General features: G+C 43.8%; 22 protein-coding genes. 17 read left to right on the plus strand and 5 right to left on the minus strand.

Annotation, left to right across the window (positions count from 1 at the left end; genetic code table 11):
• Positions 1-18: 18 nt before the first annotated feature.
• Positions 19-1,791, plus strand: coding sequence for a hypothetical protein (locus FFF34_018900; GenBank protein TSD63019.1), 1,773 nt, complete (start codon positions 19-21; stop codon positions 1,789-1,791).
• A gap of 416 nt (positions 1,792-2,207) precedes the next feature.
• Here FFF34_018900 and FFF34_018905 read toward each other — a convergent pair whose 3' ends face one another.
• The gene (locus FFF34_018905) at positions 2,208-3,611 is read right to left on the minus strand and encodes a polysaccharide deacetylase family protein (GenBank protein ID TSD63020.1); all 1,404 of its coding nucleotides are present in this window, start codon (positions 3,609-3,611) and stop codon (positions 2,208-2,210) included.
• A 289-nt stretch (positions 3,612-3,900) separates the two neighbouring features.
• Between FFF34_018905 and FFF34_018910 the strand changes: the two genes are divergently transcribed.
• The 6 genes from FFF34_018910 to FFF34_018935 all read left to right on the plus strand — a co-directional run bounded on the left by FFF34_018910 (position 3,901) and on the right by FFF34_018935 (position 9,375).
• Positions 3,901-4,488: a TetR/AcrR family transcriptional regulator gene (locus tag FFF34_018910; protein ID TSD63021.1), complete on the plus strand. Its 588-nt coding sequence runs from the start codon at positions 3,901-3,903 to the stop codon at positions 4,486-4,488.
• Positions 4,489-4,499: 11 nt separating this feature from the next.
• Positions 4,500-4,724 (plus strand): hypothetical protein, encoded by a 225-nt coding sequence (locus FFF34_018915; protein ID TSD63045.1) that lies wholly within the window; start codon positions 4,500-4,502, stop codon positions 4,722-4,724.
• Positions 4,725-4,730: 6 nt separating this feature from the next.
• Positions 4,731-6,002 carry an MFS transporter gene (locus tag FFF34_018920; GenBank protein ID TSD63022.1) on the plus strand — a complete coding sequence of 424 codons (1,272 nt, stop codon included), beginning with the start codon at positions 4,731-4,733 and terminating at the stop codon, positions 6,000-6,002.
• Positions 6,003-6,170: 168 nt separating this feature from the next.
• A complete protein-coding gene (locus FFF34_018925; GenBank protein TSD63023.1) occupies positions 6,171-6,665 on the plus strand; it encodes a hypothetical protein in 495 nt (164 codons plus the stop codon).
• Positions 6,666-6,961: 296 nt separating this feature from the next.
• On the plus strand, positions 6,962-9,031 hold the full coding sequence (locus FFF34_018930; protein TSD63024.1) for a S9 family peptidase: 2,070 nt from the start codon (positions 6,962-6,964) through the stop codon (positions 9,029-9,031).
• 44 nt (positions 9,032-9,075) lie between these two features.
• Positions 9,076-9,375, plus strand: a complete 300-nt coding sequence (locus tag FFF34_018935) for a hypothetical protein (GenBank protein TSD63025.1) — start codon at positions 9,076-9,078, stop codon at positions 9,373-9,375.
• Here the strand turns inward: FFF34_018935 and FFF34_018940 are convergent.
• Both FFF34_018940 and FFF34_018945 read right to left on the minus strand, forming a co-directional pair.
• Positions 9,350-10,219 (minus strand): ribokinase, encoded by an 870-nt coding sequence (locus FFF34_018940; protein ID TSD63046.1) that lies wholly within the window; start codon positions 10,217-10,219, stop codon positions 9,350-9,352. The genes FFF34_018935 and FFF34_018940 overlap by 26 nt on opposite strands.
• Before the next feature lie 82 nt (positions 10,220-10,301).
• The gene (locus tag FFF34_018945) at positions 10,302-11,267 is read right to left on the minus strand and encodes an EamA family transporter (GenBank protein TSD63026.1); all 966 of its coding nucleotides are present in this window, start codon (positions 11,265-11,267) and stop codon (positions 10,302-10,304) included.
• A gap of 198 nt (positions 11,268-11,465) precedes the next feature.
• Here FFF34_018945 and FFF34_018950 point away from each other — a divergent pair, with 198 nt between their 5' ends.
• Complete coding sequence (locus FFF34_018950) at positions 11,466-12,446, plus strand: alpha/beta hydrolase (protein ID TSD63027.1); 981 nt, start codon at positions 11,466-11,468, stop codon at positions 12,444-12,446.
• Here the strand turns inward: FFF34_018950 and FFF34_018955 are convergent.
• Positions 12,443-12,733, minus strand: coding sequence for a hypothetical protein (locus FFF34_018955; protein ID TSD63028.1), 291 nt, complete (start codon positions 12,731-12,733; stop codon positions 12,443-12,445). The genes FFF34_018950 and FFF34_018955 overlap by 4 nt on opposite strands.
• 130 nt (positions 12,734-12,863) lie before the next feature.
• Entirely contained in the window at positions 12,864-13,955 is a 1,092-nt protein-coding gene (locus FFF34_018960) for a PAS domain S-box protein (protein ID TSD63029.1), read from the minus strand.
• A 173-nt stretch (positions 13,956-14,128) separates the two neighbouring features.
• Here FFF34_018960 and FFF34_018965 point away from each other — a divergent pair, with 173 nt between their 5' ends.
• The 9 genes from FFF34_018965 (at position 14,129) to FFF34_019005 (ending at position 26,432) form a co-directional block, all read left to right on the plus strand.
• Positions 14,129-15,454, plus strand: coding sequence for a sigma-54-dependent Fis family transcriptional regulator (locus tag FFF34_018965; protein ID TSD63030.1), 1,326 nt, complete (start codon positions 14,129-14,131; stop codon positions 15,452-15,454).
• A 357-nt stretch (positions 15,455-15,811) separates the two neighbouring features.
• Positions 15,812-17,782, plus strand: coding sequence for a KUP/HAK/KT family potassium transporter (locus FFF34_018970; protein TSD63031.1), 1,971 nt, complete (start codon positions 15,812-15,814; stop codon positions 17,780-17,782).
• A gap of 285 nt (positions 17,783-18,067) precedes the next feature.
• The gene (locus FFF34_018975; GenBank protein TSD63047.1) at positions 18,068-18,148 is read left to right on the plus strand and encodes a potassium-transporting ATPase subunit F; all 81 of its coding nucleotides are present in this window, start codon (positions 18,068-18,070) and stop codon (positions 18,146-18,148) included.
• Positions 18,149-18,158: 10 nt separating this feature from the next.
• On the plus strand, positions 18,159-19,877 hold the full coding sequence (gene kdpA / locus FFF34_018980) for a potassium-transporting ATPase subunit KdpA (GenBank protein ID TSD63032.1): 1,719 nt from the start codon (positions 18,159-18,161) through the stop codon (positions 19,875-19,877).
• Positions 19,877-21,916, plus strand: coding sequence for a potassium-transporting ATPase subunit KdpB (kdpB, locus tag FFF34_018985; protein TSD63033.1), 2,040 nt, complete (start codon positions 19,877-19,879; stop codon positions 21,914-21,916). The genes kdpA and kdpB overlap by 1 nt, the downstream gene beginning before the upstream one ends.
• A gap of 11 nt (positions 21,917-21,927) precedes the next feature.
• On the plus strand, positions 21,928-22,494 hold the full coding sequence (locus FFF34_018990; protein ID TSD63034.1) for a K(+)-transporting ATPase subunit C: 567 nt from the start codon (positions 21,928-21,930) through the stop codon (positions 22,492-22,494).
• A 56-nt stretch (positions 22,495-22,550) separates the two neighbouring features.
• Positions 22,551-23,681 carry a sensor protein KdpD gene (locus FFF34_018995; protein TSD63035.1) on the plus strand — a complete coding sequence of 377 codons (1,131 nt, stop codon included), beginning with the start codon at positions 22,551-22,553 and terminating at the stop codon, positions 23,679-23,681.
• A complete protein-coding gene (locus FFF34_019000; GenBank protein TSD63036.1) occupies positions 23,678-25,426 on the plus strand; it encodes a PAS domain-containing protein in 1,749 nt (582 codons plus the stop codon). Before FFF34_018995 ends, FFF34_019000 begins: the two co-directional genes overlap by 4 nt.
• Before the next feature lie 319 nt (positions 25,427-25,745).
• Positions 25,746-26,432 carry an iron transporter gene (locus FFF34_019005; protein ID TSD63037.1) on the plus strand — a complete coding sequence of 229 codons (687 nt, stop codon included), beginning with the start codon at positions 25,746-25,748 and terminating at the stop codon, positions 26,430-26,432.
• Positions 26,433-26,620 lie beyond the last annotated feature (188 nt).

Raw genomic sequence — 26,620 nt, forward strand, 5'->3', positions numbered from 1 at the left:
CAATTGGTTGTAAGGCGTTTGAATATTAACTCTGCAAAGTTGCTGTACCCTGTAGTGGTATGGATGTCATTTTATTTGTCTCCATTCATCAGCCAGGCACAGGACATTGCTACACCCATATACCATCCTAATCTCTTCGCATCAGTAAAAACCCTGCCGGATAGTGATAAGGTTGAAGCTGCCCGCAAATTATACAAAGGTAATTGCCGAAAAATGTCCGAACAAGATGCCTTAAAAAGCCTCGGCGATTTAACGGCCATCGCACACGATCTTAATAATCTTTCACTGGAATGTGCCGTATTTGACATGAAATCCGATTATTATTCGGTAAACAGGGGATACAATAATTTAAGCACCTCCTATTTTGATAAAGCTATAGCACTTGCCGATAAAAACGGCTTGACTTTAGAAAAAGGCATATACCAGCACCGTAAAGCTGTTTATTATTTTGGCTATAAGCGTAATACCGAGGCCTGCCGTTATTTTCTATTATCTGAGGCTAATTTTAGGGAAGTTGGATTTGAAAAAGTGCCCTTTGTAAGCAAACTTTTTACCGAAGCAGCAAATTTCTACTATTCTCTAAACGATTTTGAAGATGCGCGCTATAACCTTTCGCTCGCCTTAAAATACCTAAAGCCTGGTACTGGCAATCGTATAAACATTATAAATACGATAGGGCTAACTTACCGCAACGATGGCCACTATACTACCGCCATGAGGTACTTTAATGATGCTTTAAAGTTGGCTACTACTCAAAAAGATAGTGTTTGGATAGCTATAACGTCGGGCAACATTGGGTCGATATATTTTAACCTACAGCAATATGATAAGGCGGTGCCCTTGATTGAAACCGATTATCGTCAGTCGTTAAAATATAGGCAGATGCAAAATTCGGTTATCGCTTTATTGCGTTTGGTAAAAATAAGCATTGATAGGAACCAGCTTAAAAAAGCAGAGTTGCAACTTGATACTACCGATGCCATTTTGCTTAAAACACCCGAGGATGTGCTTGGGCAAAGGGTAAAATATTATGAATTGCGTGCTTTGCTAAACGATAAGCTCGGGAACAATAAACAGGCGTTGATATACCGCCATCAGTTTGAAACGGCGCGTGATAGCGTAGCGCGGCGGGACAATATTACAGCTATTGAGCGCGTGAAGTTGCAATGGGAAATGGATAGAAGCAGGGAGGAAATTAAACGAATTAAAACCATAGCAGAAAACGACGCGCTTAAGTTAGATGCCATTATTTTAGTTTTGATACTACTTATAGTGATTAGTGCTTTAATTTATAATCAAAAAAGAATAAAAGCCGTAAAAGAAAAAGAACTGCTCGCATCCGAAAAGCTAAGGGTTGATGAAGAGTTAAAGAATGCTACACTTGCACTGCATGGGTACACTGAAAACCTGATGCGTAAAAACATACTTATCGACGATTTTAAAGCCGAAATTGAAAAGCTACAAGTTAAGTTTAATGATAAGGACGGGGCCGATCAGCTAAATAAGATGATGCAGGCCCACATCATGACGGAAGAGAATTGGACCGATTTTAAAAAGCTTTTTAACCGCGTACATAGCGCCTTTTTTTACAATTTGCGCAATAAGTACCCACACCTGTCTGATACTGACACCCGGCTGCTGGCTTTAATAAAACTACGCCTTAACAACCGCGAAATGGCCGGCATGATGGGCGTTACAATTGACGGTATCAAGAAATCTAAACAACGCCTGCGCAAAAAAATGGACATAGCTTTAGATACTGAAATTGAGGATATTGTAAATTCCATATAGTTTTACAGCCCCGCATTACTTCTTTTGTCTCTATTTTGTCCACCTCCTTCCATTCTTCGTAATTTATTAAATATTTGATATTTGATTGTAACTATTGCTTAAATTGCATTAGCAATATTGGCATAAAAAGGCTTAATTAACTGATAGCTAACACAAATCTTCAAGTTAAATTATTAACTGAAGTTTAATAAGCCGGATGCACTTATGCAGAATCCTAAAATACCTTCATCACAGCTAAATATTTAGTGACATGGAAGAAGCCCCTAAGATCAGAAGAAAATGCCCCAAATGCCAGTCGGGGACGCTTACCAGCAGGGCGAGGCGGCATTTTTTAGTGAAAACGTTTTTCTTTTGGTTGCCCATAAAACGCTATCAATGTAATGTTTGCGATAAAAAGACCTACAAATTTGGCAATTTTAAGAACGAGCACCGTATAGCCACATAATATTAGAAAATACTATAGCCCCCCTATTGGGCCGGGCTTTATAAATTATATAGGCTGTCCCTGCCGCTTTTGTTACCGTTACTGTTACCGTTTTACCACCTTGTATTACCCTTACATACCGCCAGTTTAATGGCACATAGGTTTTAAGCGTAAGCGGTACATTATACATCTTTGCCGAAAGCGGACTGCTTAAGCGTACGGTAATTTGATTATGCTTATGCCAGGTACGCACTTTGCTACTTTGCCGTTGGCGCATGTATTTGGTAACATTGGCAAAAGTGGCAATCCAAAGTTTGTTTTGCCTGGCTTGTATATAGCTAAAATACTCGTTTAGTTCCTCTTTTGGTAAAGCTTCCCAACCGATGCCCTCTACGCCGTGTATGGTAAGTACCAGCCATGTATTGTCTTTATTGGCTGTTGTATCTACCCAGGCCTTCATTATGGGTAATGGTGTTTTGGTGGTAGCCCCCCGCTGAAACTGTATGTACTCTTTATCAGTATTGCCTGGGTTGCTTTTGTCGCTGCGGCTAATTTCTTTTAGCCAGGGCTCGGGCATGCGGTTGCGCAGTGCCGGGTATACCTTGTATGCATATTGCATAACGCGTTCATTCTCTGTACCAAATGGCCCCTCTCCCGAGAATGTATATTGCTCCCCTAACTGATTTCTTATTTCCTCCCTGCTCATTTTCAATTCGTAAAGCATGTTAGGCTCATCCAGTATGGCAAGGCGAGGGTGGGTTATCATATGGCTGGCAAATTCGTGGCCTTGCTTAGCGTACCTCCGGATATCGGCCCATGTTGTGCCATGGGCATCGTTATACTCGGGATTATGGTATTCGCCGGGTTTAAAGTCGCCGTTGCGTACTTTTTGGTACAGCTCATCTATCACTTTATAAGCTTCTTCAGGTTGGTTGTCGTCTACCAACGCGCCTGCCTTATAATGATAATCCAGTGCACCAATTAAGCCTAAATACCCTGCTGCCGAGGCCCTTTCGTACAAATTATCCTTATTTGTAGGCATGGTAGCTGTCTCGGCAATAATGGCCTTTACAGGCCTGCCAATGAACTTTCCGTGGTATTTTGAACCGGGTATTTGCCCCGTTATGATAAAGAAGGTAGCCGGAAAATGGTACTTATTTAGCAGTGGCAGAGCTACTTTAAACTGGTTGATAGAGCCATCATCCCAGGTAATAGATACTGCTCCTCTTTTGTCATCCTGCCAGCGGGCTATCTCGGTAACGCCGGTAAGTTGCGCTTTTAGCGTATTAGTTAACAATGCCAAAGTAAGGGCAGGCAATAAAAACTTCTTCATTTTTTTAGGGTTGGTAAGGCTAATATACAAAAGATACCGATGTGCCAAATTCAGTTTTAGCATTGGCTTAAAGCAATTGTTTTTTATTCGACACCTATACTTAAACTATTCCATATTTTTCGTTATTCTTCGTTTTAATTCGTTTTTTTTCGCTGGGTGTCAATCACTAATATAAAATTATTTAGCATATAAACAATAGATAAGCAGCCAGATGTGAAAATATCTTTTTGCTGATTCTTAAAATTGTTTGCCCCCTTAATCGTCTTCCTTAATTGAAGCAGGTCTTTATAATATAAAATAAAAACTTATAAATAAATGAATATTCATTTATATTTGTGTCGGGATTTTATTTATGCGCACAAGAGACAACGGTAAAGAGGAGCTGGTAAAACAGCAGGCTATCCAAATGATTGTGAAGGACGGGTTGGAAGGTTTTAGCATGAACAAACTGGCGCGTGCCTGCAAAATATCGGTAGCCACACTTTACATCTATTATAAAGACCGCGACGACCTTATTATAAAAATAGCATTAGAAGAAGGTAAGCATATGTGCGATGCCATGATTAAGGGATTTGACCCCGAAGCACCTTTTGAAGACGGCATGCGCATACAATGGAAAAACCGCTACGCGTTTATGGCTGCTAACCCTTTGCTGGGTATGTTTTTTGAGCAGTTGCAAAGCTCAACCTATCATATGCAGTTTTTGGACGCCTTTACCGAGTTTAAGCTGGTATTGCATCAGTTCATGAGCAACGTTATCAAGCGTGGCGAAATTGAGCCTATGCCGCTGGAGGTATACTGGTCGGTGGCGTTTGCCCCGCTTTACTCGTTAGTACGCTTTGACAACCAGGGGCGGAGCGTAGGCGGTAAACCTTTTAAAATGACCGACGAGGTGCTTTGGAAAACTTTCGACCTGGTAATAAAGGCATTAAAAAAATGAGCATATTGATAATGGATAATTTTGACCACATATTGCTTTTTAAAACAAACATCAGCTGCGATGATGATAAGGCCTGCCTGCACACCGTACTGAACAACAACGCTGCTGTTGAAAAATGGAGCATAGATACCGACGATGATGACTGCGTATTACGCATCGTATCGCGCACGCTTACCCATCAGCAGATAATTGAATTAATAAACCAACACGGCTACCATTGCTGTGAACTAACCTAAACCAAAATGGAACAACAACCGGCGGTACCGTTTACCGGCTACCAAAAATTCGTGATATTTATACTGGCCATCACCCAGTTTACCGTGATATTGGATTTTATGGTTATGTCGCCCCTGGGCGATATGCTCATGAAATCGCTTAACCTAAAACCGTCGGCCTTTGGCATAGCCGTATCGGGCTACGCGTTCAGTGCGGGCATATCGGGCCTGCTAACAGCAGGCTTTGCCGATAGGTTCGACCGTAAAAAGCTGCTGCTATTCTTTTACATCGGCTTTATTGCCGGTACCATATTTTGCGGTATGGCACATACCTACGCCGTGTTATTGGCAGCCCGTATCATCACCGGCTTATTTGGTGGGGTTATCGGTTCTATATCCATGGCCATTATTACCGATCTATTTGCCTTGCAGCAACGCGGCCGTGTAATGGGCTTTATACAAATGGGCTTTGGCGGCAGCCAAGTATTAGGTGTACCCATAGGGCTTTACTTAGCCAACATTTGGGGTTGGGAATCTCCATTTTGGATGGTAGCCGGCTTAAGCATTATCATCGCGTCGCTTATTGCCATAAAACTAAAACCTGTGGTAGAGCACCTAAAAATGCAACGGGATAAATCGGCCATTAAGCACCTGTGGCATACTGTTGCCAAAAGTAATTACAGGGTAGGGTTTGCGGCAACAGCGCTAATGTCGATAGGCGGGTTTATGATGATGCCTTTCGGCAGCGCATTCGCCATTAATAACCTCGGACTAACCAATGCGCAATTGCCTATGCTGTTTATGGTATCGGGCGTGTGCTCGCTTATTATTATGCCGCTGATAGGTAAGATGAGCGACAAGGTAAGTAAGTTTAAAATTTACGCCGTAGCCTCTGTTTGGATGATGATCATGTGCGTGGTATATACCAACCTGTCGGTAACGCCGCTTTGGCTGGTAATGGTACTAAACGTTTTAATGATGATAGGCATTATGAGCCGTATGATACCCTCATCGGCTTTAATAAGCGCCATACCCGAAATGGCCGATCGCGGCGCTTTCATGAGCATCAACTCATCGTTGCAGCAAATTGCGGGCGGCGTAGCCGCCGCTGTTGCCGGCATGATAGTTACCCAACAAGGCAAAGGTACGCCTTTGCAGCATTATAATGTAGTGGGTTATGTTATTGTGGGTATATCGGTATTGGGTATATTTTTATTATGGCGTGTAAACAACCTTACCAAAAAGAAACAGGACAGCAAAGAAGTGGTGATACCTGAGGAAGCGGCCATTATGCATTAAAGGTTTACATAGTTCGCGAGTTGACTCACCCCCTGCCCCCTCTCTGTTACGCAAAGAGGGGGTTGTTTTTTATGACGTAGATTACCTTTTCTACAAATTGGTATCAATAGCCTACTTGCAGGTATCGCGATACCCTTGTTTTCTTCCCGCTAATACGTATATTTAGTGGTGAATAAGCGGCTGTTAACCAAATATACTATCTACCTCTTCCTTGGCCTGTTTACAGTTGCATTAGCCGGCCAGCTAACATCTCACCTTTACACTATAAATCAATTTTCAAAAATTACCGGGAAGATTATTCATAAACAAATCACGACAACGTCCTATACCGTCGGCGGGCGTTTTACAAAGGGCCGTCCTGTTAATTCTCTTATAGTTACGCTGGATGATCTTCAGCAATATACCCTTCAGCTCGATGATTCCTGGGATATAGATGATTATTTACCCACCGGTACTATTGTTACCTTATATTACCCTACAAAAATGTACGGGTTACTTAGCTTAGATGGCCTTGAACATGAAAACTATGCCGTGCAGGTTGAGGCGAACAATAAAACATTGTATAGCTTTAAACAGAACCAAACTTGGTCGGCAGTATATTATCTAATTTTTTGTATTGGCTTGTTTTACTATCTTCTGCATACCTGGTATCAGGATGCGTAAACTTATTCATATTTACAGCACACGTTAAATTCGCCTTCTGTAGCATAGTTCGCGAGTTGACTCACCCCCTGCCCCCTCCCTCCGTTGGCTAACGGACAAAGAGGAGGTTCTTTTTCTTTATTTACCCTCTTTCCGCTCTGCGGAAAGAGGGTCGACGAGCAAAGCGTCGTCGGGGTGAGTTAATGGCGAGCATGACTGTGGCAATGTCAGAAGCATAGTGGGGTGAGTCAACCCGCCGGGCATATAAATTATTCCCTCACATTCACTATCTTAGTTGCACCTTATCCTTTATCGCAATGAAAAGATCCTTTCTTCTTACCCTAACTATTTCTGCCGCTATGGCCGCAAACGCCCAAGTAAAATTCGATCCCCCAAAAACAAAAGCAAAACCCGTGGTTGATACGCTGCATGGCGTAACCCTTACCGATAACTATCGCTGGCTGGAAGATAAAAAGGACCCTGATGTAATTGAATGGACCAAAAAACAGCATGATTACGGCGAGGAGTACCTGGCCAAAACGCAAAAGGTACACCCCGGCCTTAAAGAAAAAATTGCCGCTTATTTAAATATGGATTACGAAGGTCCGCTGAATACGGTGGGTAAGCGCGTTTTTCAGACGGTGAAGAAAAAGGGCGATAAGCAATATAAAATTTACACTATTATTGATGGTAAAAAAATACTGATATGGGACCCGGTACAGCTTGATACTGCCGGCAAAATATCTACCAGTGGCACCAGCTATACCTATGATGGCGAGCGGGCGGCCATTAGCGCGCAAAAAAGCGGTGCCGAGGTAAACACCGTTTACTTTATTGATACCCGCACCGGCAAACAAATACACGAGCCGCTGACCAACACCATGGGCTTTGATTGGGCGCAGGACCAAAAGCACGCCTACGTTACCCTGCGTAGCCAGGAAGATGTAGACAAGCAGCGACCATTAAAAACCTACTACATTAAAGTTGGCGACCCGATAGAGAAGGCCATTTTTGTAGGCACCACCGCCGACGCGCAAAACAGCTATTACATTTACGATAACCGCTACAGCGATGTAACCTTTAGCGGCGAAGGCGATTTTTACAGCAACAATGTACGCATGCGCCCTACCGGCAGCTTAAAAGAGGGCAAGCAGATATATGCCAGTAAAAAATTCAAGGCTTACCCCGAGGCTATTGGCGACCGCTTTTACATACAAACCAACGATAACGCCCCCAACAGCAAACTAATGGTAGCAGATAAGGCATACCCCGAGTATAAGAACTGGAAAACCCTTATCCCAGAAAGCAGCACCGTAATGGAAAGCTACGTGGTTACCAAAAACAACATTATTATACAGGATAAAAAAGACCTGGAGAGCCGCCTAACTATTTACAGCCTGAACGGTAAAAAACTGCGTGCCATGCCCCTACCCGAAAAAGGCAGCATAGGCGGCATTAGTTACGACCGCGAGGAGGATTTGTTGTACATATCGCTGGTTACCTTTACATCGACCCCCAAAACTTATGTGGCATCGCCGAAGGATTATGAGTGGAAGCTGTTTTACCAGCGCCACCTGCCCGTTGATATGAGCGAGATAGTAGGCGAGATTAAATTCTACATCTCTAAAGATGGCAGCCGTGTACCGGCCTTTGTGGTGCACCGCAAGGACATAAAGCTGGACGGCAGCAACCCGGTGCTGTTAACTGCCTATGGCGGTTTCCAAAGCGGTATTAAACCCCGGTATTATGGCTTTTATGCCCCATTTATACAAGCTGGCGGCATAGTGGTTGAGCCGGGCATACGCGGGGGCGACGAGTTTGGCGAAAAATGGCACCTTGACGGGATGCTGGCCAAAAAGCAAAACAGCTTCGACGATTTTTATGCCTGCGCAGAGTGGCTGATCAAAGAAAAGTATACTACCGAAAGCAAAATTGTAGCCTTAGGCGGCAGCAACGGCGGCTTACTAATGGGTGCAGCCGCTACACAACGGCCCGACCTGTTTAAAGCCATTGTATGCGAAGTTCCGCTGCTGGACATGCTGAGGTACCATAAATTCCTGATAGCGCGTTACTGGATACCGGAGTACGGTTCATCGGAAAATGCCGAGCAGTTTAAGTGGCTGCTGCGCTACTCGCCTTACCAAAACATACGTGTGGGTGTAAACCTGCCGCCTATGCTGGTAACCGCCGGCGCCAACGATACCCGGGTTGACCCTATGAACGCCAAAAAATTTGTAGCCGCCCTGCAAAACAACCCCGGCCAGGTTAGCCCGATAATATTACACATGGATTTTGACAGCGGCCACGGCAGCGGCCAAAGCACCCAGCAGGCTATCACCAACTGGACGTTTGTATTTGAGTATGTGATGAACCAATTGGGGATGTAAAAGAAAGTAAGCCCTTCAGTTTAAACTGGAGGGCTTTTATTATTATGCGACAGATAGCAAAATTTAAAATAGAAGATGTTTTTATTATTACTGGCAGAGGAAAAGTACTCGCTGGTAATATGTTAGAGGGGTCTGTTAACGCAGGCAATTATTTAACATTGCTGATCAACGCAGAAGATGTGCTATACAAAATTGAGGGTATTGAGGCTATATCAACAGTCGAAAAATACAATACTGGCTTACTGATTAAAGCAGAAAATAACCCAGACTTGTCGTTATTAGATAATTTGAAAGGGCAAACTATTTCGATATTGACAATTAACCCCGCCCCATCATTTCCCTAACATCAGCTTCCGTCCCTTTAAACGGCCCGGCGTTCTCTATTTTTAGGGCGGCCATGGCCGATGCGAATTTGCCGGCATCGGCTATACCATCGCCTTTTACACGGCGGGCCAGGTAGCCGGCCATATAGGTATCGCCGCAACCGGTGGCGTCTACCACATCGGCAGGTTTGTAGGCGGGGATATCGTAAAACACGCCGTAAGCATATATCACCGAACCCATGCTGCCCAGGGTAATTACTACTTCTTTTACACCCCAGCTTGCCAAAACCTTTGCCCCCTGGCGTATATCTGTAAGGCCGGTAAGTACTTCAAGCTCGTGCTCGTTGGCCTTTAAAAACTTTACGTGTTTAAGCGCCTCCTGCTTTTCGGGCCAGTCTATGGCGCGTACCTGCTGGTCAACCACCTCGCGCAGGTAGCCCTGTGCATCTAACGATACCTGCCCGCGCATGGCCAAAGCTTTGATCATCTCAACCGACATATCGTCGGCCAGCAATGGCCCCAGGTGATATATCAGCGAGTTTACATCCTGCAATTGTTCTGCCGTAAAAGCGTCGGCTTTTTGCAATACACGTTGGGTGCGGTTGTCCTGGTTATCGCCATAAATATTCTCGAAATATACGCTATAGGTACTGGCCAGGGCTTTTACTTTAACGCCCAGTTCGCGTAAATCGGTAACCGACTTTAGCTCGCTATCGGCAAGCGCCGTTACCAGGGCATAACCTACCCCCATGTTGCGTATAGCGTGCGAAAAATAAAATGCCGTGCCGCCCGCCATATGCCTCACAGCACGCGGGGTTACCACCTTATCTAAGGTAATATGGCCAATACAGCAAATGTCAAACATGTGGTCGGTTAGGTTATTCATTACAAATGTAATATTGCCTGTTAATTAATCTGTTAACCATTAAAATAAATATCTCCTTATATTAAACCACTTCGGTGCTTTTTAACTTCAAAGCATCATCCTGCTTATTTGCCTGCCGGTATTTAGCCAGGTTAATAAGCAGCACACTTAGCAAAATAATAAACAAGCCGGTTATTTGCAGCCAGGATATATGCTCGTGTGCAAACAGTACGCCAAGCAATACCGCAATAACCGGGTTTACATAGCTATGGGTGCTTACCTGCGTAGACGGGCGCACCTGTAGCAGCCATATATAAGCCGTATAAGCAGCTATCGACCCAAACAGCACCAGGTAAACAATAGCCATCCACGATTGGGCGGGCACGCTGGTAATATCAAACCCATTAAACTCGTGATGTATGATACCTGCGGGTAAAAACGCAAGCCCTGCCACTACCATTTGCCATGCGGTATTTAAACGCGCAGGGCTGCTACTGGTTTTATTTTTTGAGTACAACGACCCCAGTACCCAAGCCATGGGCCCAAATACCAGTAATACCATGTTCCATAATTGGCTGCTGCTGTGGGTGCCGCTAAGTGTTTTGGTTACCTGTTCGCCAAATAAAAGCAGCACGCCGGCAAAGCCTATTATCAGCCCAAAAATAGTTTCGCGGCTTTTAAAATTTACGCTCCAGTTAGCCGTATCTAACAACACAAACCACATGGGCGCTATAGATACCATTATGGCTACCATAGCACTTGGCAAGGTTTGCTCAACCCATATTACAATGCCCGTTGCCGCGGTAAGCATTAGTATACCGCTGATGCCGGAGTTGATGATGTCCTTTTTCACCCAAACCTTATCGCCATTTATACCGCACCAGGCCAGCATTAGTACACCGGCCAGCGTATACCTAAATGCGCCCATTAACATTGGCGGAAAGCCATGTATAGCCATTTGTATAAAAAAATAAGTTGATCCCCACACAATGTAAACCGTAGCAAAGGCAACGATAACTAATAACGGAGAGGCTTTTTGATGAGGCATTATAGGGCTTTAAGGTGTGCTAATTTACAGGATTAATGTAAATACCCCATAACTCTATAAACAGCGCGATGTAAAATAGCCGAACTATACTGCAAGAATAAGGTTACCGGCATCTTGTAAATTTCATAATGCCCTCAAAATAAGAATACTGCTGGTATTTATTATATTGCGGTACCTTATCAATTTAAATTAACCGCCATGAGATTTATCCGCCCAGTGCTTATTTTTTTATTATCAGTACTGTTACTTGTATTAGTTACCGGCCTGGTATACGAGCAGGTAAGCCGCCTAAACGCACGTAAGCTATACGCTGCAAACCAAACCTTTGCCGATGTTGGCGGCTACAAGTTGCATTACAAAGCTACCGGCACGGGCAAACCTCTGGTAGTTTTTGAATCGGGATTAGACGCGGGCGGATCGCTTTGCTGGTATAAGGTACAACCCGAAATTGCCCGCTTTGCCAGCACTTTTACATATGACAGGGCCGGCACGCTATTAAGCGATAACAGCCCTAACCCAAAAACCGGCTATCAAATGGCGGTAGATTTGCACACTTTGTTAAAAAACACCGGGTACCCCGGCCCATATATTTTAGTGGGACATTCTATGGCAGGCATCATTCTGCGCAGCTTTGTACAAAAATATCCTGATGAGGTCGCCGGCGTTGTATTTGTTGATGCATCGCACCCCTTACAGGTAAAAAGGTTTGCCAAATTCCCTGCTTTAGGTATCACCTCCCCACCTAAATGGCTGGTAAGGTTACAATGCGATTTTGGGTTTACGCGATTGTTTTATCACGAAGATTACCCATCTACCAAACCGACAGATAGCGTAAATGTAATTGATAATGCTTTTATGCCGGTAGCCATGCCCGCGGTAATTGACGAGATAAATTCCTTTAGCCCAATGGCCGACAGCGCCGCTACAATGAAAAAATTTGGTAACATCCCGCTAATCGTATTAACGGGTACCGCTAAAAAGCGCGAAACCGAATTTACAGATGCTAAAACAGGCAAGGAGTTTATGAAAATATGGATGGAACTGCAAAATGACCACCTAAGCCTGTCTACCAACAGCAAGCATATTTTAGCGCCAAAAAGCGGGCACTACATACAAATCGATCAACCCGAATTAGTAATAGACGCGGTTTGCCAATTGGTAAATAAACCCAAGCCTTAATTCACCATAAACGGCGCTGTACAAATAAAATCGGTTATCAGCAGGCCCTTTTCGCCGTGGCTGGTTTCGATGGTATGGATATACTTGTACGATTTTGTCAGCTGGTCAAACCCCTGGTCTATTACCTTTATATGCAGATCATCAAACCCAAAGTTCACGCTGTTTTGCAGGCATAACAAGGTATAATTATTAACTGGTAAGAAATCGTCGGTATAGCCCTGGTTATGCAGATCGATAACACGTGATGTAATGGTGTGGTTAAGCGTTTTGCCTTTTAATGCTTTCATTGGGTGATGCTTTTGTGTAATAGACTTAGCCTTTGGGCGGTTTACTAAACAAAAAACAAATATTAATCCAAAAAAAGCCGATCAGGCCAAACACGGAAATTAATTATCAATAAAAGTTAATAACTTTTAGTTAATCTCTAAAATCAATACTGAATGTGCTGCCTTTATTTACCTCGCTTTGTAAAGTAATGCTACCGCCCAGGCCGGTGATATGGTTATGCACCAGGTACAAGCCTATACCTTTACTATCGCCATGGTCGTGAAACCTTTGGTTAAGGCCGAATACTTTGCCTTGTACTTTTTCCATATCAAAACCTACCCCCTCGTCGCTAAAAATAAGCCTTGTATGCCGTGGTTGTTTTTGAGTAGTAATGTTAATAACCGGCGCATGGCCAGGCTTAGCATATTTAATAGCGTTGGTAAGCAGGTTTAAAAAAACACTCTCCAAATAGGCTTTATTGAAATTCACATATCCGGCGTCTTTGAAATCTACATGAATAACTGCCTTTGAGTTTTTTATAAGGGAGTCTAATGAGTTGAGCACTACATTAAGGCATTGCTGCAGGCTTAGCTGGCTGGTGTGTTCTTTTAAAACTTCTTTTTGCCCTAAGGCATCTATATAACTGTTCAGCGTAGCTTTCAGGTTATCGGCAGATCCTTTTAGCATTTCTATAAACTGCAAAGTTTCGGCGTCCTGTATTTTGTTCACGTCCATCATCTTAAAAACCGTTAACAAATTGTTTACCGGCGAACGCAGATCATGCGATGTGGTGTACGTAAGCTGCTTTAATTCGTGGTTGATATCGGTTAAGTTGGCAATAAGCGCGTTGCGGTCTTCTTCCAGTCGCTTTTTGTGCGTAACATTTTTGGCGATGGCATAAACCGTTTGTGTTGCCTCAACAGGTACTGATGTCCAGGATAGCCAAACTATTTCGCCATCCTTTTTAACATACCGGTTTTCGTAGTTTAAAAGCGGGTAGGCCTTTTTTGTTAAATAATTTCGGTGCTGGGCAGTGGTGTCTTTATCATCCGTATAAATAAAATCGTTAATGGGCCGGGCCATTAATTCTTCGTTAGTGTATCCTAACAGTTTGGATACAGCGGGATTTATCCGTTTGAAATATCCATCAAAACCGGCAATGCACAGCATGTCCGGAGAGATATCAAAAAAAAGGCTTACGTCAAACAAATCAGGTTTAGCCGGGGTATCTTTAGCCATCATAACTTTAGTACGTGTAATGTTACTGCTTTGTTATAATTGGCATAAACATACAAAACTTAGGCAAATGTTAAAATAAACCATATTACATGAAAAAGCATGCATAGCTACGCAATAAGTGTTTATATATTTAATATTATTGCACAGGTAAATACCGCTACCTTTACTGCTAATACATGAAAGCAACTATACTGATCATAGACGACGAGGTAAAGCTTAGCGCACTACTATCCAGGATAATTGAGCTGGAGGGCTTTAAGGTTGTACAAGCGCATACCGGCAAGGACGGTTTGAAACTATTGGAGCAGGAAAATGTGCAAGTGGTACTTAGCGATGTAAAACTACCCGACGTAAACGGCGTTGACCTGGTTAAAACCATTAAAGCCAAAAAGTCATATGTAGAGGTGATAAACCTTACCGCCTATGGCACTATTAACGATGGTGTACAGTCAATAAAAAACGGTGCCTTTAATTACATTGTTAAGGGCGACGATAACGATAAAATTATACCGTTGTTAAACCAGGCGGTGGATAAGGCCCAATTACAACAAAACGCGTTTAATGCTGAGAATAAAGTGGCGGGCAAACATAGCTTCGCTCAAATAATCGGGCAATCAAAAGCTATAACCGGGGCAATAAACCTGGCGCGCAAGGTAGCCGCTACCGATACTACTGTATTATTATTAGGCGAAACCGGTACCGGTAAAGAGGTATTTGCATCGGCCATACACCACGAGAGCCAGCGCAGGCTGATGCCTTTTGTAGCTATTAATTGCAGCAGCTTTACCGGCGAGTTACTTGAAAGCGAATTATTTGGTTACAAGGCAGGCGCATTTACAGGCGCCACCAAAGACAAAAAAGGCCTTTTTGAAGAGGCGCATCACGGCAGCATATTTTTAGATGAGATAGGGGAAATGAGCCTGGAGTTGCAAGCCAAGCTTTTGCGTGTGCTGGAAAGCAAAACCTTTATTAAACTGGGCGATACCCAAACTACCAAAGTAAACATACGCATAATGGCGGCTACCAACCGCGACCTGCAAAAAGAGGCCGACGAAGGCAGGTTCCGTTTAGATCTTTACTATCGCTTATCGGTATTTACCATAGCGCTGCCATCACTTAACGAGCGGAAGGACGATATAGAGCTGCTGGCTAAATACTACCTTGGCTTTTTTACCGACAAAACCTCCAAACCGGTTAAAATGAGCGATGAATTTTTATCCTTGTTAAAAAAGCACAACTGGAAAGGCAACATACGCGAGCTGAAAAATATTATGGAACGATCTGTAATATTAGCCGACGATATACTTACACCCGATACCCTGCCGCTGCAGTTTAACCACCAGGCCGCCGAGACCAACTCACTCGATCTGCAAAGTATCGAAAAGCAGCACATTAGTAAGGTACTGGCCTACACCAAGGGCAACAAAACCGAAACCGCCCGCCTGCTGGGTATTGGTTTAACTACACTATACCGCAAAATAGAAGAGTACAACTTAGCTTAATAAGTTACCCCCCCTTCTGCTACCACCCCATTTTGAAAATAACAGCTCCATTGCGATAAAACCCGCCGTTTTGTCAAGTCGAAGCTTTTATAAATTTTCTCCGTTTTCGCCCCAAAATGAAAAACACCCTACCATTATGGAAGGGTTGCCCTTTTTACAAGCAAGGGTAAAGCACCCTAATATGCTCTATTACATACAGTTATAAAAAATATTGTAAAATGGCATTAAATTGGTTGTGCGGCGGCAGCAATGGCCCCGATCAATTTACTTCTTGAAAAGATATCTGAACAACTGTTTTCATATAAGCTATTCTTTAAAATAATTATCAATGCCTGCAAGCACTGTTAAAATAACTATATGACAACACATTTAAAGAAGCTTTCGGCAGCAGGCATGCTGGTTACACTTGGTATTATTTTTGGCGATATTGGTACCTCGCCGCTATATGTTTTTCAAACCCTGCTTATAGAGGGTGGCAAAGTAAACGAAAGCCTGGTATTGGGCTCCATATCCTGCATATTTTGGACATTAACCCTGCAAACGACCTTTAAATACATTTTTATTACCCTGCAAGCCGATAACCGGGGCGAGGGTGGTATATTTTCGCTTTACGCCCTGGTAAGGCGCTATGGCAAATGGCTGGCCATACCTGCAATAATTGGTGCCGGCACACTATTGGCCGATGGTATTATAACCCCGCCTATATCGGTAACCTCGGCAATTGAAGGTTTAAACCTTGTACCAGCCTTTTCAAAAGAAATTGTGCCCGGCAATAACCTGGTATTGATAATTGTAATTACTATAATGATACTGCTGTTCTTTTTTCAGCAGTTTGGTACCAAGGTAGTAGGGTCGGCATTTGGCCCTGTAATGTTAATATGGTTTTTAATGCTGGGCACTTTAGGCTCGTTACAATTAATACATTATCCACAAATTTTTAAGGCTTTAAACCCCTATTATGGCGTAAGGTTATTAATAGATCATCCGAATGGCTTTTGGCTTTTAGGCGCGGTATTTTTATGTACAACCGGCGCCGAGGCCTTATATTCTGACCTTGGCCATTGCGGCCGCAAAAACATACAGGCCAGCTGGATATTTGTAAAAACCGCTTTAATGCTTAATTACCTTGGGCAGGGTGCATGGGTATTAATGCAACCAACAGGCAAAAACTTTAATGGCGTAAACCCATTTTTTGAGATAGTGCCTCACGCTTTTTTAATACCAAGTATTGCCATTGCCACAATGGCAACCATTATTGCCAGCCAGGCCTTAATAAGCGGCTCGTTCACCCTTATCAGCGAAGCCATCAGTATGAATTTTTGGCCGCGTATAACGGTTAAATACCCGTCAAACATTCGTGGGCAAATATATATCCCCAGCATTAACTGGATACTGTGCATTGGCTGTATTGCCGTATCGTTATACTTTAAAACTTCGGCCTCTATGACAGCGGCTTATGGCTTCTCAATCACCATAGCCATGCTGATGACCACTATATTAATGTATTACTTTATGCGCTACGTTAAGCATTGGCCGTTGTGGTTGGTTACCATAATATTATGCGTATTCCTGTGTGTCGAGTTTTCGTTTTTTGTTGCCAACGCTATTAAAATATTAAAGCGTTTGTTTTTCCTGGTGTTTGAGTTTGGTTTGATATTTACCATGTACATATGGTTTAGGGCCAGAAAAATAAACAACCGCTTTTTGCACTTTATTGATCTGAAGGACCAGATACCATTACTTAAAGCCCTGAGTAACGATACCGGCGTATCAAAATACGCTACACACCTTATTTACTTAACCAAGGCCAACAACGGCAAGCAAATAGAGCAAAAAATAATGTACTCTATTTTAAGCCGCAAGCCTAAAAGGGCGGATATATACTGGTTTGTACACATCGAACGCACTGACGAGCCCTTTACCATGGAGTACACTGTTGACGAAATAGAAAAAGACAAACTGATACGTGTAGAATTTAGATTAGGTTTTAGGATACAGCCACGTATAAATGTGCTATTCAGAAAAGTTGTTGAAGATATGGTTAAGCGCCGCGAACTGGATATTACCAGCCGTTACGAATCATTAAACAAATACAAACTGGCAGCCGATTTCCAGTTTGTGATTATGGAAAAATTCCTGTCGTACAACAATGAATTTAGCCTGAGTGAAGGTTTTATACTAAATAGCTATTTCGCCATTAAAAGGCTGGCGCAAACCGAAGCCAAAGCCTTTGGCCTTGATACCAGCGAAACACGTATAGAAAAGATACCATTGGTTGTTAACCCGTTGGTTAACATTAACCTGCACCGGGTAGAGGTTGCTAATTAGTGCCTGTTAGTAAACATACGCTTTAATACCCCTGCTATATTCTTTTGAAAAAAACCCTTCCATTTTGGTAGGGTTTTTTGCTTTTAAAAGCTATCATTTTTCCTATTTATAACTACATAATACTAATAATCAATTAGTTATAAAAGACCTCGTTTTCATGGTATCAGTATTGGCATAGCTGGCTAAAATATTAATACTATGATCACAATACTTCTGTTCCTGGCCATCGTGCTTAGCTGGTGGTTCATTTTTAAATCAATCGACTGGTTCGAAAAAATCTAATTCATCATGATCGCATTATTCATCATTTCTATCGCAGTTTTTTTATACATGGTATATGTACTGCTTAAACCCGAAAACTTTTAACTAAAACACAATGAACACTGAATTATTTGGAATCATTGCCTCGTTGGTTATTACCCTGTTAATAGCTATTCCGCTGGGTAAGTACCTGGCAAAAATGTTTGGCGGCGAAAAGGTTTGGACCGATTTTATGGCTCCCATAGAAAATGGCATCTATAAATTATCGGGCATTAACCCCAACGAGCCCATGAACTGGAAACAGTTTTTAAAAGCAATGATGGTTATTAACCTGCTTTGGCTGGTTTATGGCTTTTTTGTTTTAATGCAGCAGGACAAACTCCCGCTAAACCCCGACGGTAACCCCGGCATGCCAGCCGACCTGGCCTTTAATACCATAATCAGCTTTGTGGTTAACTGTAACCTGCAACACTATAGCGGCGAAAGCGGCGCTACTTACCTTACCCAGCATTTTATATTTATGTTTTTGCACTTTACCAGTGCAGCAACAGGTATAGCCTGCGCGGTGGCGGTATTTAAAGCCTTCCGCGACAAAACCACTACTAACCTGGGTAATTTTTGGAACTATTTTGTAAGATCAATTACGCGCTTGTTGTTACCACTATCGGTAATAGTAGCGCTGATATTGACCTTTAATGGCACGCCTGCAAGCTACGCAGGCAAAGATCAGTTTATATCATTACAAGGCGATACGGTACACGTATCGCGCGGGCCCGCGGCACAAATGATAGCCATTAAACACCTGGGCACAAATGGTGGCGGCTGGTTTGGTGCAAACTCGGCACACCCGCTTGAAAACCCAAATTACTTAACCAATATGGTTGAGATTATCTCGCAATTTATCATACCGGTAGCCTTGATACTGGCATTCGGTTACTTTATACGCCGTAAAAAATTAGGCTGGGTAATATTTGGCGTAATGGCTATAGGAATGTTTATGCTGATGATACCATCCATCACCAGCGAGCTTGGCGGCAACACTGCCATCGCCAAAATGGGTATTACCCAGGCCACAGGCGCAATGGAGGGCAAAGAAACCCGCTTTGGCCCTGCTGCTACCGCCTATTGGAGCACGCTTACTACCATTACCTCTACCGGGTCGGTTAATGGCATGCACGATAGCACTATGCCCCTTACCGGCTTATGGCAATTATTAGCCATGATGATAAACGGCTTTTTTGGTGGTTGCGGTGTAGGTATACTAAACTACCTCATCTACCTTATCATAGCTGTATTCATATCCGGCTTAATGGTAGGGCGTACCCCCGAGTTTTTAGGCCACAAGGTTGAAGCGCGCGAAGTTAAAATTGCCGCTTTAATTACCCTGCTTAGTCCCTTCCTTATTATGGCAGGTACAGCCGCTGCAGCCTTTGTATTTACCAATCACGTTAATGCCGACTGGGCGGTTAAGCCTTCGGCATGGTTAAACAACCCTGGGTTCCATGGCTTTTCTGAAATGTTGTACGAGTATACCTCGGCGAATGCCAACAACGGATCTGGTTTTGAAGGCCTGGGCGACAATAACATCTGGTGGAACGTAACAACCGGCTTTGTACTGATACTGGGTAGGTTTTTACCAATTATTGGCCCCGTAGCCATTGCAGGCATGCTGGCACAAAAAAAATACATCCCCGAATCTGCCGGAACATTGAAGACCGATACTGTCACCTTCGGCCTGATGACGTTTGCCGTAATACTTGTTTTAAATGCATTATCGTATTTCCCTGCCCTGGTCCTTGGCCCTATTGCAGAGTTCTTTTCAATGCCTAAGTAATTAATCACATGAAATCATCAAATAAATTATTCGAACCTGCTTTAGTGCAAACCGCGCTTAAAGAGTCGTTCATAAAACTTAACCCTAAAGTGATGCTTCGTAACCCGGTAATGTTTACCGTTGAAGTAGGCACCGTTATTATGCTGTACATGACAGTTTACAGCCTTTTACACAGCGGCCAGGGTTCATTCGCTTATAACTTTATCATATTCGTTGTACTGTTGCTTACCCTGCTATTTGCCAATTTTGCCGAGGCCATCGCCGAAGCACGTGGTAAGGCACAGGCCGATAGCTTACGCAAAACCCGCGAAGAAACACCTGCCAATGTGTTACTTAAAGATGGAACTGTGATCGTACGCTCGTCAAACGAGTTGCGCAAAGGCGATGTGTTTGTATGCGAGGCCGGCGATACCATCCCTACCGATGGCGAGATAACCGAAGGCCTGGCTACTATAGATGAATCGGCCATTACCGGCGAATCGGCCCCGGTTATACGCGAGGCTGGCGGCGATAAATCATCAGTAACAGGAGGTACAAAAGTACTTAGCGATAAAATTAAGGTAGTAGTAACTACCGAGCCGGGCGAAAGCTTTCTGGATAAAATGATAGCCCTGGTAGAGGGTGCATCGCGCCAGAAAACACCGAACGAAATTGCGCTAACTATTTTGCTGGCCAGCTTTACATTGATATTTATTATTGTATGCGTTACGCTGAAACCCTTTGCCGACTACGCTAATACCCCTATTACCATTGCAGCGCTCATTTCTTTGTTCGTTTGTTTAATTCCTACAACTATCGGTGGCCTGTTATCGGCCATTGGTATTGCAGGGATGGACAGGGCTTTACGTGCAAACGTGATCACCAAATCGGGCAAAGCGGTAGAGACAGCAGGTGATATAGATGTGTTGCTGTTAGATAAAACCGGCACCATCACTATTGGTAACCGTAAGGCTACACAGTTTTGGCCGGCACCCAATGTATTGCCCGATGACCTGATCAAAGCCGCCGTATTATCTTCACTGGCTGATGAAACACCGGAGGGTAAATCTATTGTTGAGCTGGCACAGCAAAGCAACACGCATATATCCCTTGCCGCGCATCAAAATGCCGAGTTTATCAAATTCACTGCCGAAACCCGCTCGAGCGGCATAAATACTGCCGATGGTTTACGCATACGCAAAGGAGCTTTTGATTCTATCAGGAACCTGTCGGTAAGTGCCGGCCACAAGTTTTCTGCCGAGGTTGAAGACCGTGTAAAAGCCATTGCATCTAATGGTGGTACGCCGCTGGTGGTATCGCAAAACGAAGTAGTGCTGGGCACTATTGAGCTGCAGGACATTATAAAACCCGGCATAGCCGAGCGTTTTGAGCGCTTGCGCAAAATGGGTATAAAAACAGTAATGGTAACCGGCGATAACCCGCTTACCGCCAAGTTTATTGCCGAAAAGGCCGGTGTTGATGATTTTATTGCCGAGGCCAAGCCCGAAGATAAAATGAACTACATTAAACAAGAACAGCAAAGCGGCCGCCTGGTAGCCATGATGGGCGACGGCACAAACGATGCCCCTGCCCTTGCCCAGGCCGATGTAGGCGTAGCCATGAATAGCGGCACACAAGCCGCCAAGGAGGCCGGCAACATGGTTGATTTGGATAACGACCCAACCAAACTGATAGAAATTGTGGAAATAGGAAAGCAATTGCTTATTACACGCGGCACGCTTACCACCTTCTCGATAGCTAACGACGTAGCAAAATATTTTGCCATTGTACCGGCGCTGTTTATAGCTTCCATACCCGCCTTGCAGGCCATTAATATTATGCACCTGCACAGCCCCGAAAGCGCCATCCTGTCGGCAGTAATATTTAATGCCATTATTATCCCTATGCTGATACCATTGGCCTTAAAAGGTGTTGAATACAAACCGATTGGTGCCAGTGCCCTGCTACGCCGCAACCTGCTTATATATGGCCTGGGTGGAGTAATTGCCCCATTCATAGGCATTAAATTAATTGATCTGCTTATATCATTAATGTTTTAATCTATAACATCATGAACTCAAATATCATAAAAGCCATACGCCTTACACTGGTACTAACCGTACTGTTGTGCGTATTATATCCGGTGGTTATCACATTCGCAGCTAAGCTTTCAAAAGGGCAGGGCAATGGCGAAACCATCACCGTAAACGGCAAAGTAGTAGGTTATGCCAACGTTGGCCAAAGCTTTACACAAGCTAAATACTTTTGGGGCAGGCCATCGGCTGTAGCCTATAACGCAGCAGGTTCGGCAGGCTCAAACAAGGGCCCAAGTAACCCCGATTATTTAAAGGATGTGAGTAACCGTATAGACACATTGCTTAAATATCATCCCTACTTAAAACGTGGCGATATCCCCTCTGAAATGGTAACTGCATCCGGTAGCGGTCTTGATCCGGATATATCACCGGCTGCGGCCAATATCCAGATAAAACGCATTGCTGATAACCGCGGCTTAACCATACAACAAGTTACCAACCTGGTTAATCAACATACCGAAGCACCTTTATTAGGCTTGTTTGGCCCATCAAAAGTGAACGTATTAAAATTAAATGTGGCACTTGACGCGTTAAAGAAATAATACAAACCAGGTATTGACCAATAAAGCCAACCGCTTTGCGGTTGGCTAATTAAGTTATGGCAGAAGAGCATAAAGATAATTCGGTAAGAGACTTCATTGACCTGGTAAAGAAAAGCAGGCGGGGGAAGCTAAAAATATACATTGGCATGAGCGCCGGTGTAGGTAAAACGTACCGTATGCTGCAGGAAGCCCATGCCTTGCTAAAAAATAACATAGATATACAAATAGGTTATATTGAAACACATAACCGTGCCGAAACGCATGCATTGCTGGCCGGCCTGCCCGTTATAACCCGGCGCAAAATATTCTATAAAGGGAAAGAACTGGAAGAGATGGACCTGCAAGCTATACTTAACCGTCATCCCGAAGTAGTAATAGTTGATGAATTAGCTCACAGCAATATTGAGGGCAGTAAAAATGCGAAACGCTGGCAGGATGTAAGAGACATTTTAGAAGCCGGCATAAGCGTTATCACCGCTCTAAATATTCAGCATTTAGAAAGTTTGAACGAAGAAATAGAAAACATTACCGGCATTGCCATAACCGAGCGCGTGCCTGATAAGGTGCTGGAAATTGCCGACGAAATAGTGAACATCGACCTTACTGCCGATGAATTAATATCGCGCCTTAAGGAAGGGAAAATATACGATAAGGCTAAGGTAGCGACGGCGCTCACTAACTTTTTCCGCAGCGATAAGATACTGCAACTGCGCGAGATAGCTTTAAAAGAAGTAGCACACCATTTAGAGCGGAAGATAGATGTTGAAGTACCCAAGCAGATAAAGTTAAGGCCCGAAAAGTTTTTGGCTTGTATATCATCCAACGCCGAAACCGCCCGTATAGTGATACGTAAAACAGCGCGGCTGGCATCATACTACCGCTCGCCATGGATAGTGTTGTATGTGCAAAGCAGCAGCGAAAGCCTTGACCGCATTAAGCTGGATAAACAGCGCCATTTGATAAATAACTTTAAACTAGCAACAGAGCTTGGTGCCGAACTCATCAAGCTTAAAAGTGACGCCATCACACACACCATTATGAAAGTAGCCGAAGAAAAAGAAGTAACCACTATATGTATTGGCAAGCCGCATTTAAATTTATGGCAGGTGATACTTAGAACGGCTATATTTAACGAATTACTCCAAAAAATTGCATCAACAGAAACTGATTTAGTCATATTATCATGAAAGTAAAAACTAAACTCCGGTTAGGCTTCGGCTTTTTATTTATAGTGGTGCTGTTTTTTGGCGCCACCGCCCTTTTTTACATCCGCGACATTTCGGAAAACTCAAAGGTTATCCTTAAAAACAATTACGAATCGTTAAGCTTTGCGCGAGAGATGCGTAACGTGTTAGATGAGAACAGCTTACCGCTATCGCCGGGGTCATCACAAAAATTTGATGCCGAGCTGATAAAGCAGGAACACAATATAACCGAGCGCGGTGAAGGGGAACTAACGGCAAATTTACGCGCTGCATTTACCCAATTAAAAGCCCCCGCTACTAACCCGACAACCCGGTTACAGGCCGACAGGACCATTAGAAAAAGCCTCAGCGAAATTGAGCGCCTTAACATGAATGCCATAGTGCGCAAAAACGATCATGCGCGGGCTTCAGTTAGCCGTGCAACCTTGTTTTTAGGCTTGGTTGGCACTTTTACCTTCCTGGTGCTATTCAGCTTCAGTGTTAATTTCCCGGGGTTTATTGCCAACCCGTTGCGTGCCCTTTTAGAGGGTATCCGCGAGATTGGACAAAAAAACTACAACAAACGCCTGCACTTTGAAAAGAACGACGAGTTTGCCGAAGTGGCCGGCGCCTTTAACTTAATGGCATCGCGCTTAAACGAGTGGGAGAACAGCAACCTGGCTACCGTAATATCCGAAAAACGGCGAATAGAGACCATTATTGAGCAAATGCAGGATGCCATTTTTGGTATCAACGAAAAGCAGGAAATACTTTTTATGAATGATGCCGCGCGTAAAACACTGAATATCAACGACGAAAAAGTTATCGGCAAAAATGTGGGCCAGTTGCTGCAAAGTAACGATCTGTTCAAAAGCATCCTGAAAGATGAAGCTACTATTAAGCCTTTTAAGATAGTGCTCGACGGCCGCGAAGCCTACTTTCAGTTGCAAAGCAGCGATATTGTTATCGCTAATATTGATGAGCCAACCGCGGTATTACGTATAGCAAACCGCTCGGCCGGCAAGGTTTATATATTGCGCAACATTACCGAATTTAAAGAGCGCGACGAGGCTAAAACCAATTTTATAGCCACTATATCGCACGAGCTAAAAACGCCTATCTCGTCTATTAAAATGAGCTTGAAACTGCTTAACGACCAGCGCATTGGCACTATTAATGCCGAGCAGGAACAACTAATTAATCATATTAAAGATGATAACGACCGTTTGCTAAAAATAACCAGCGAACTGCTTGAACTATCGCAGGTAGAGACTGGCAACATTCAGCTTAACTTTGTACCGGTTAACCCTATGCAGATAGTAGATTATGCCCTTACTGCCATTAACTTTCAGGCGCAGCAAAAGCAGGTGCAGTTAGAGGTTTTAAAGGACGATAACCTGCCTGATGTACAGGCTGATGTGGAAAAGACCGCATGGGTACTGGTCAACTTTTTATCGAACGCCTTACGCTATAGTGCCGAGAAATCGCGCATTATTATACAAGTAACCCAGCACCGTACCCAGGTAGAGTTTTCGGTAAAGGACTTTGGTAAAGGGATAGACGAAGCCTACCAAAAGCGCCTGTTCGACAGGTACTTTCAGGTACCTACGGATGGGCAGAACAAGTCGGGTTCGGGCTTGGGGCTGGCCATTTCAAAGGACTTTATTAACGCCCAGGGTGGCCAAATTGGTGTAACCAGCGAGATTGGCGAAGGCAGCCGCTTTTACTTTGCCCTACCGGCAATTTAACCGCAAAAGTCTCAAAATAATGGGATGCGCCGGGCCGGCTTTTTGTTAAGTAGTGCTTTGGGGGTAAAAAATGCCTTTGCAGCGCGTATGGGCCGTTTCCTTTACACTTTTGGCTATAAATTTTTCGCTTTTTTTGTTGGTCATGGGGGAATTTTTCGTTTTTTTTCGCTACCCCTCTGTCAGTAATATAACATTTAATTTCATATAAAAAAGTTTTTCTTTAGTCCGCCGCCGTCCGGGCGGACGGTGGGGGTGCTGCGGGACGAAATCTGGAAAATATTTTTAATACGTGTATGTTGCATTACGCATATATTTATACATGCATAAAGAACATCATGTAAGCAGCTCAGAAACTATCAGGGATATTGTTATCGGCATGTCCGACGGGTTAACGGTTCCCTTTGCCCTTGCCGCAGGTTTAAGCGGGGCGGTTGATGCATCGGGCATAGTGGTTACGGCGGGCATGGCCGAAATTGTCGCCGGATCAATTGCCATGGGCCTGGGTGGCTTTTTAGCAGGCCGTACAGATGCCGACCATTACAACTCGGAGCTTAAGCGCGAGTATGAAGAAGTTGAGCGCGTACCCGAGCAAGAGAAACAAGAGGTAAAGGATGTATTTGCCGGGTTTGGCCTATCAGAAACCCTACAGCAGCAAATTGCTGATGAAATGGCAAAAGACAAGAACAAATGGGTAGATTTTATGATGAAGTACGAATTGGGCCTTGAAGAGCCCAACCCCAATCGTGCTAAAAAGAGTGCCTTTACCATCGGGCTTTCCTATATAGTAGGCGGCATTATACCCCTATCGCCCTATATATTTATTCACAATACCATGCAGGCACTTTATTATTCGTGCGGTATTACTTTAATTGCCCTGTTTATTTTTGGATATTTTAAAAGCAAGCTTACCGGGCAACCACCTGTTAGCGGGGCATTTAAAGTGGTTATAATAGGTGCTTTGGCCGCGGCCGCAGCGTTTATATTAGCAAGGCTTATCAGCGGGTAGTTAATAGTGCTGGCCCATGCGTGCCGCGTGTGCAATTAATAACCCGGTCATCTCGAGCGAGCGTAGCGACGAGAGATCTTGTTCAAATGACAGGCGACGAGATTGACAAACCACGCCTAATAAACCATGTCTTTGCGAGGAGCGATAGCGACGCGGCAATCTCCTTGCGTTTTTAACGAACTGTATAC

Source organism: Inquilinus sp. KBS0705, assembly GCA_005938025.2.
In the GTDB taxonomy this organism is placed as follows: Bacteria; Bacteroidota; Bacteroidia; order Sphingobacteriales; family Sphingobacteriaceae; genus Mucilaginibacter.

Coding starts and splice junctions, on each gene's coding strand:
- FFF34_018970 (TSD63031.1), top strand. CDS start 15,812: ATGACAACACATTTAAAGAAGCTTTCGGCAGCAGGCATGCTGGTTACA.
- FFF34_019005 (TSD63037.1), top strand. CDS start 25,746: ATGCATAAAGAACATCATGTAAGCAGCTCAGAAACTATCAGGGATATT.
- FFF34_018935 (TSD63025.1), top strand. CDS start 9,076: ATGCGACAGATAGCAAAATTTAAAATAGAAGATGTTTTTATTATTACT.
- FFF34_018990 (TSD63034.1), top strand. CDS start 21,928: ATGAACTCAAATATCATAAAAGCCATACGCCTTACACTGGTACTAACC.
- FFF34_019000 (TSD63036.1), top strand. CDS start 23,678: ATGAAAGTAAAAACTAAACTCCGGTTAGGCTTCGGCTTTTTATTTATA.
- FFF34_018915 (TSD63045.1), top strand. CDS start 4,500: ATGGATAATTTTGACCACATATTGCTTTTTAAAACAAACATCAGCTGC.
- FFF34_018995 (TSD63035.1), top strand. CDS start 22,551: ATGGCAGAAGAGCATAAAGATAATTCGGTAAGAGACTTCATTGACCTG.
- FFF34_018945 (TSD63026.1), bottom strand. CDS start 11,267: ATGCCTCATCAAAAAGCCTCTCCGTTATTAGTTATCGTTGCCTTTGCT.
- FFF34_018920 (TSD63022.1), top strand. CDS start 4,731: ATGGAACAACAACCGGCGGTACCGTTTACCGGCTACCAAAAATTCGTG.
- FFF34_018905 (TSD63020.1), bottom strand. CDS start 3,611: ATGCTAAAACTGAATTTGGCACATCGGTATCTTTTGTATATTAGCCTT.
- FFF34_018950 (TSD63027.1), top strand. CDS start 11,466: ATGAGATTTATCCGCCCAGTGCTTATTTTTTTATTATCAGTACTGTTA.
- FFF34_018955 (TSD63028.1), bottom strand. CDS start 12,733: ATGAAAGCATTAAAAGGCAAAACGCTTAACCACACCATTACATCACGT.
- FFF34_018960 (TSD63029.1), bottom strand. CDS start 13,955: ATGATGGCTAAAGATACCCCGGCTAAACCTGATTTGTTTGACGTAAGC.
- kdpA (TSD63032.1), top strand. CDS start 18,159: ATGAACACTGAATTATTTGGAATCATTGCCTCGTTGGTTATTACCCTG.
- FFF34_018965 (TSD63030.1), top strand. CDS start 14,129: ATGAAAGCAACTATACTGATCATAGACGACGAGGTAAAGCTTAGCGCA.
- FFF34_018940 (TSD63046.1), bottom strand. CDS start 10,219: ATGTTTGACATTTGCTGTATTGGCCATATTACCTTAGATAAGGTGGTA.
- FFF34_018930 (TSD63024.1), top strand. CDS start 6,962: ATGAAAAGATCCTTTCTTCTTACCCTAACTATTTCTGCCGCTATGGCC.
- FFF34_018910 (TSD63021.1), top strand. CDS start 3,901: ATGCGCACAAGAGACAACGGTAAAGAGGAGCTGGTAAAACAGCAGGCT.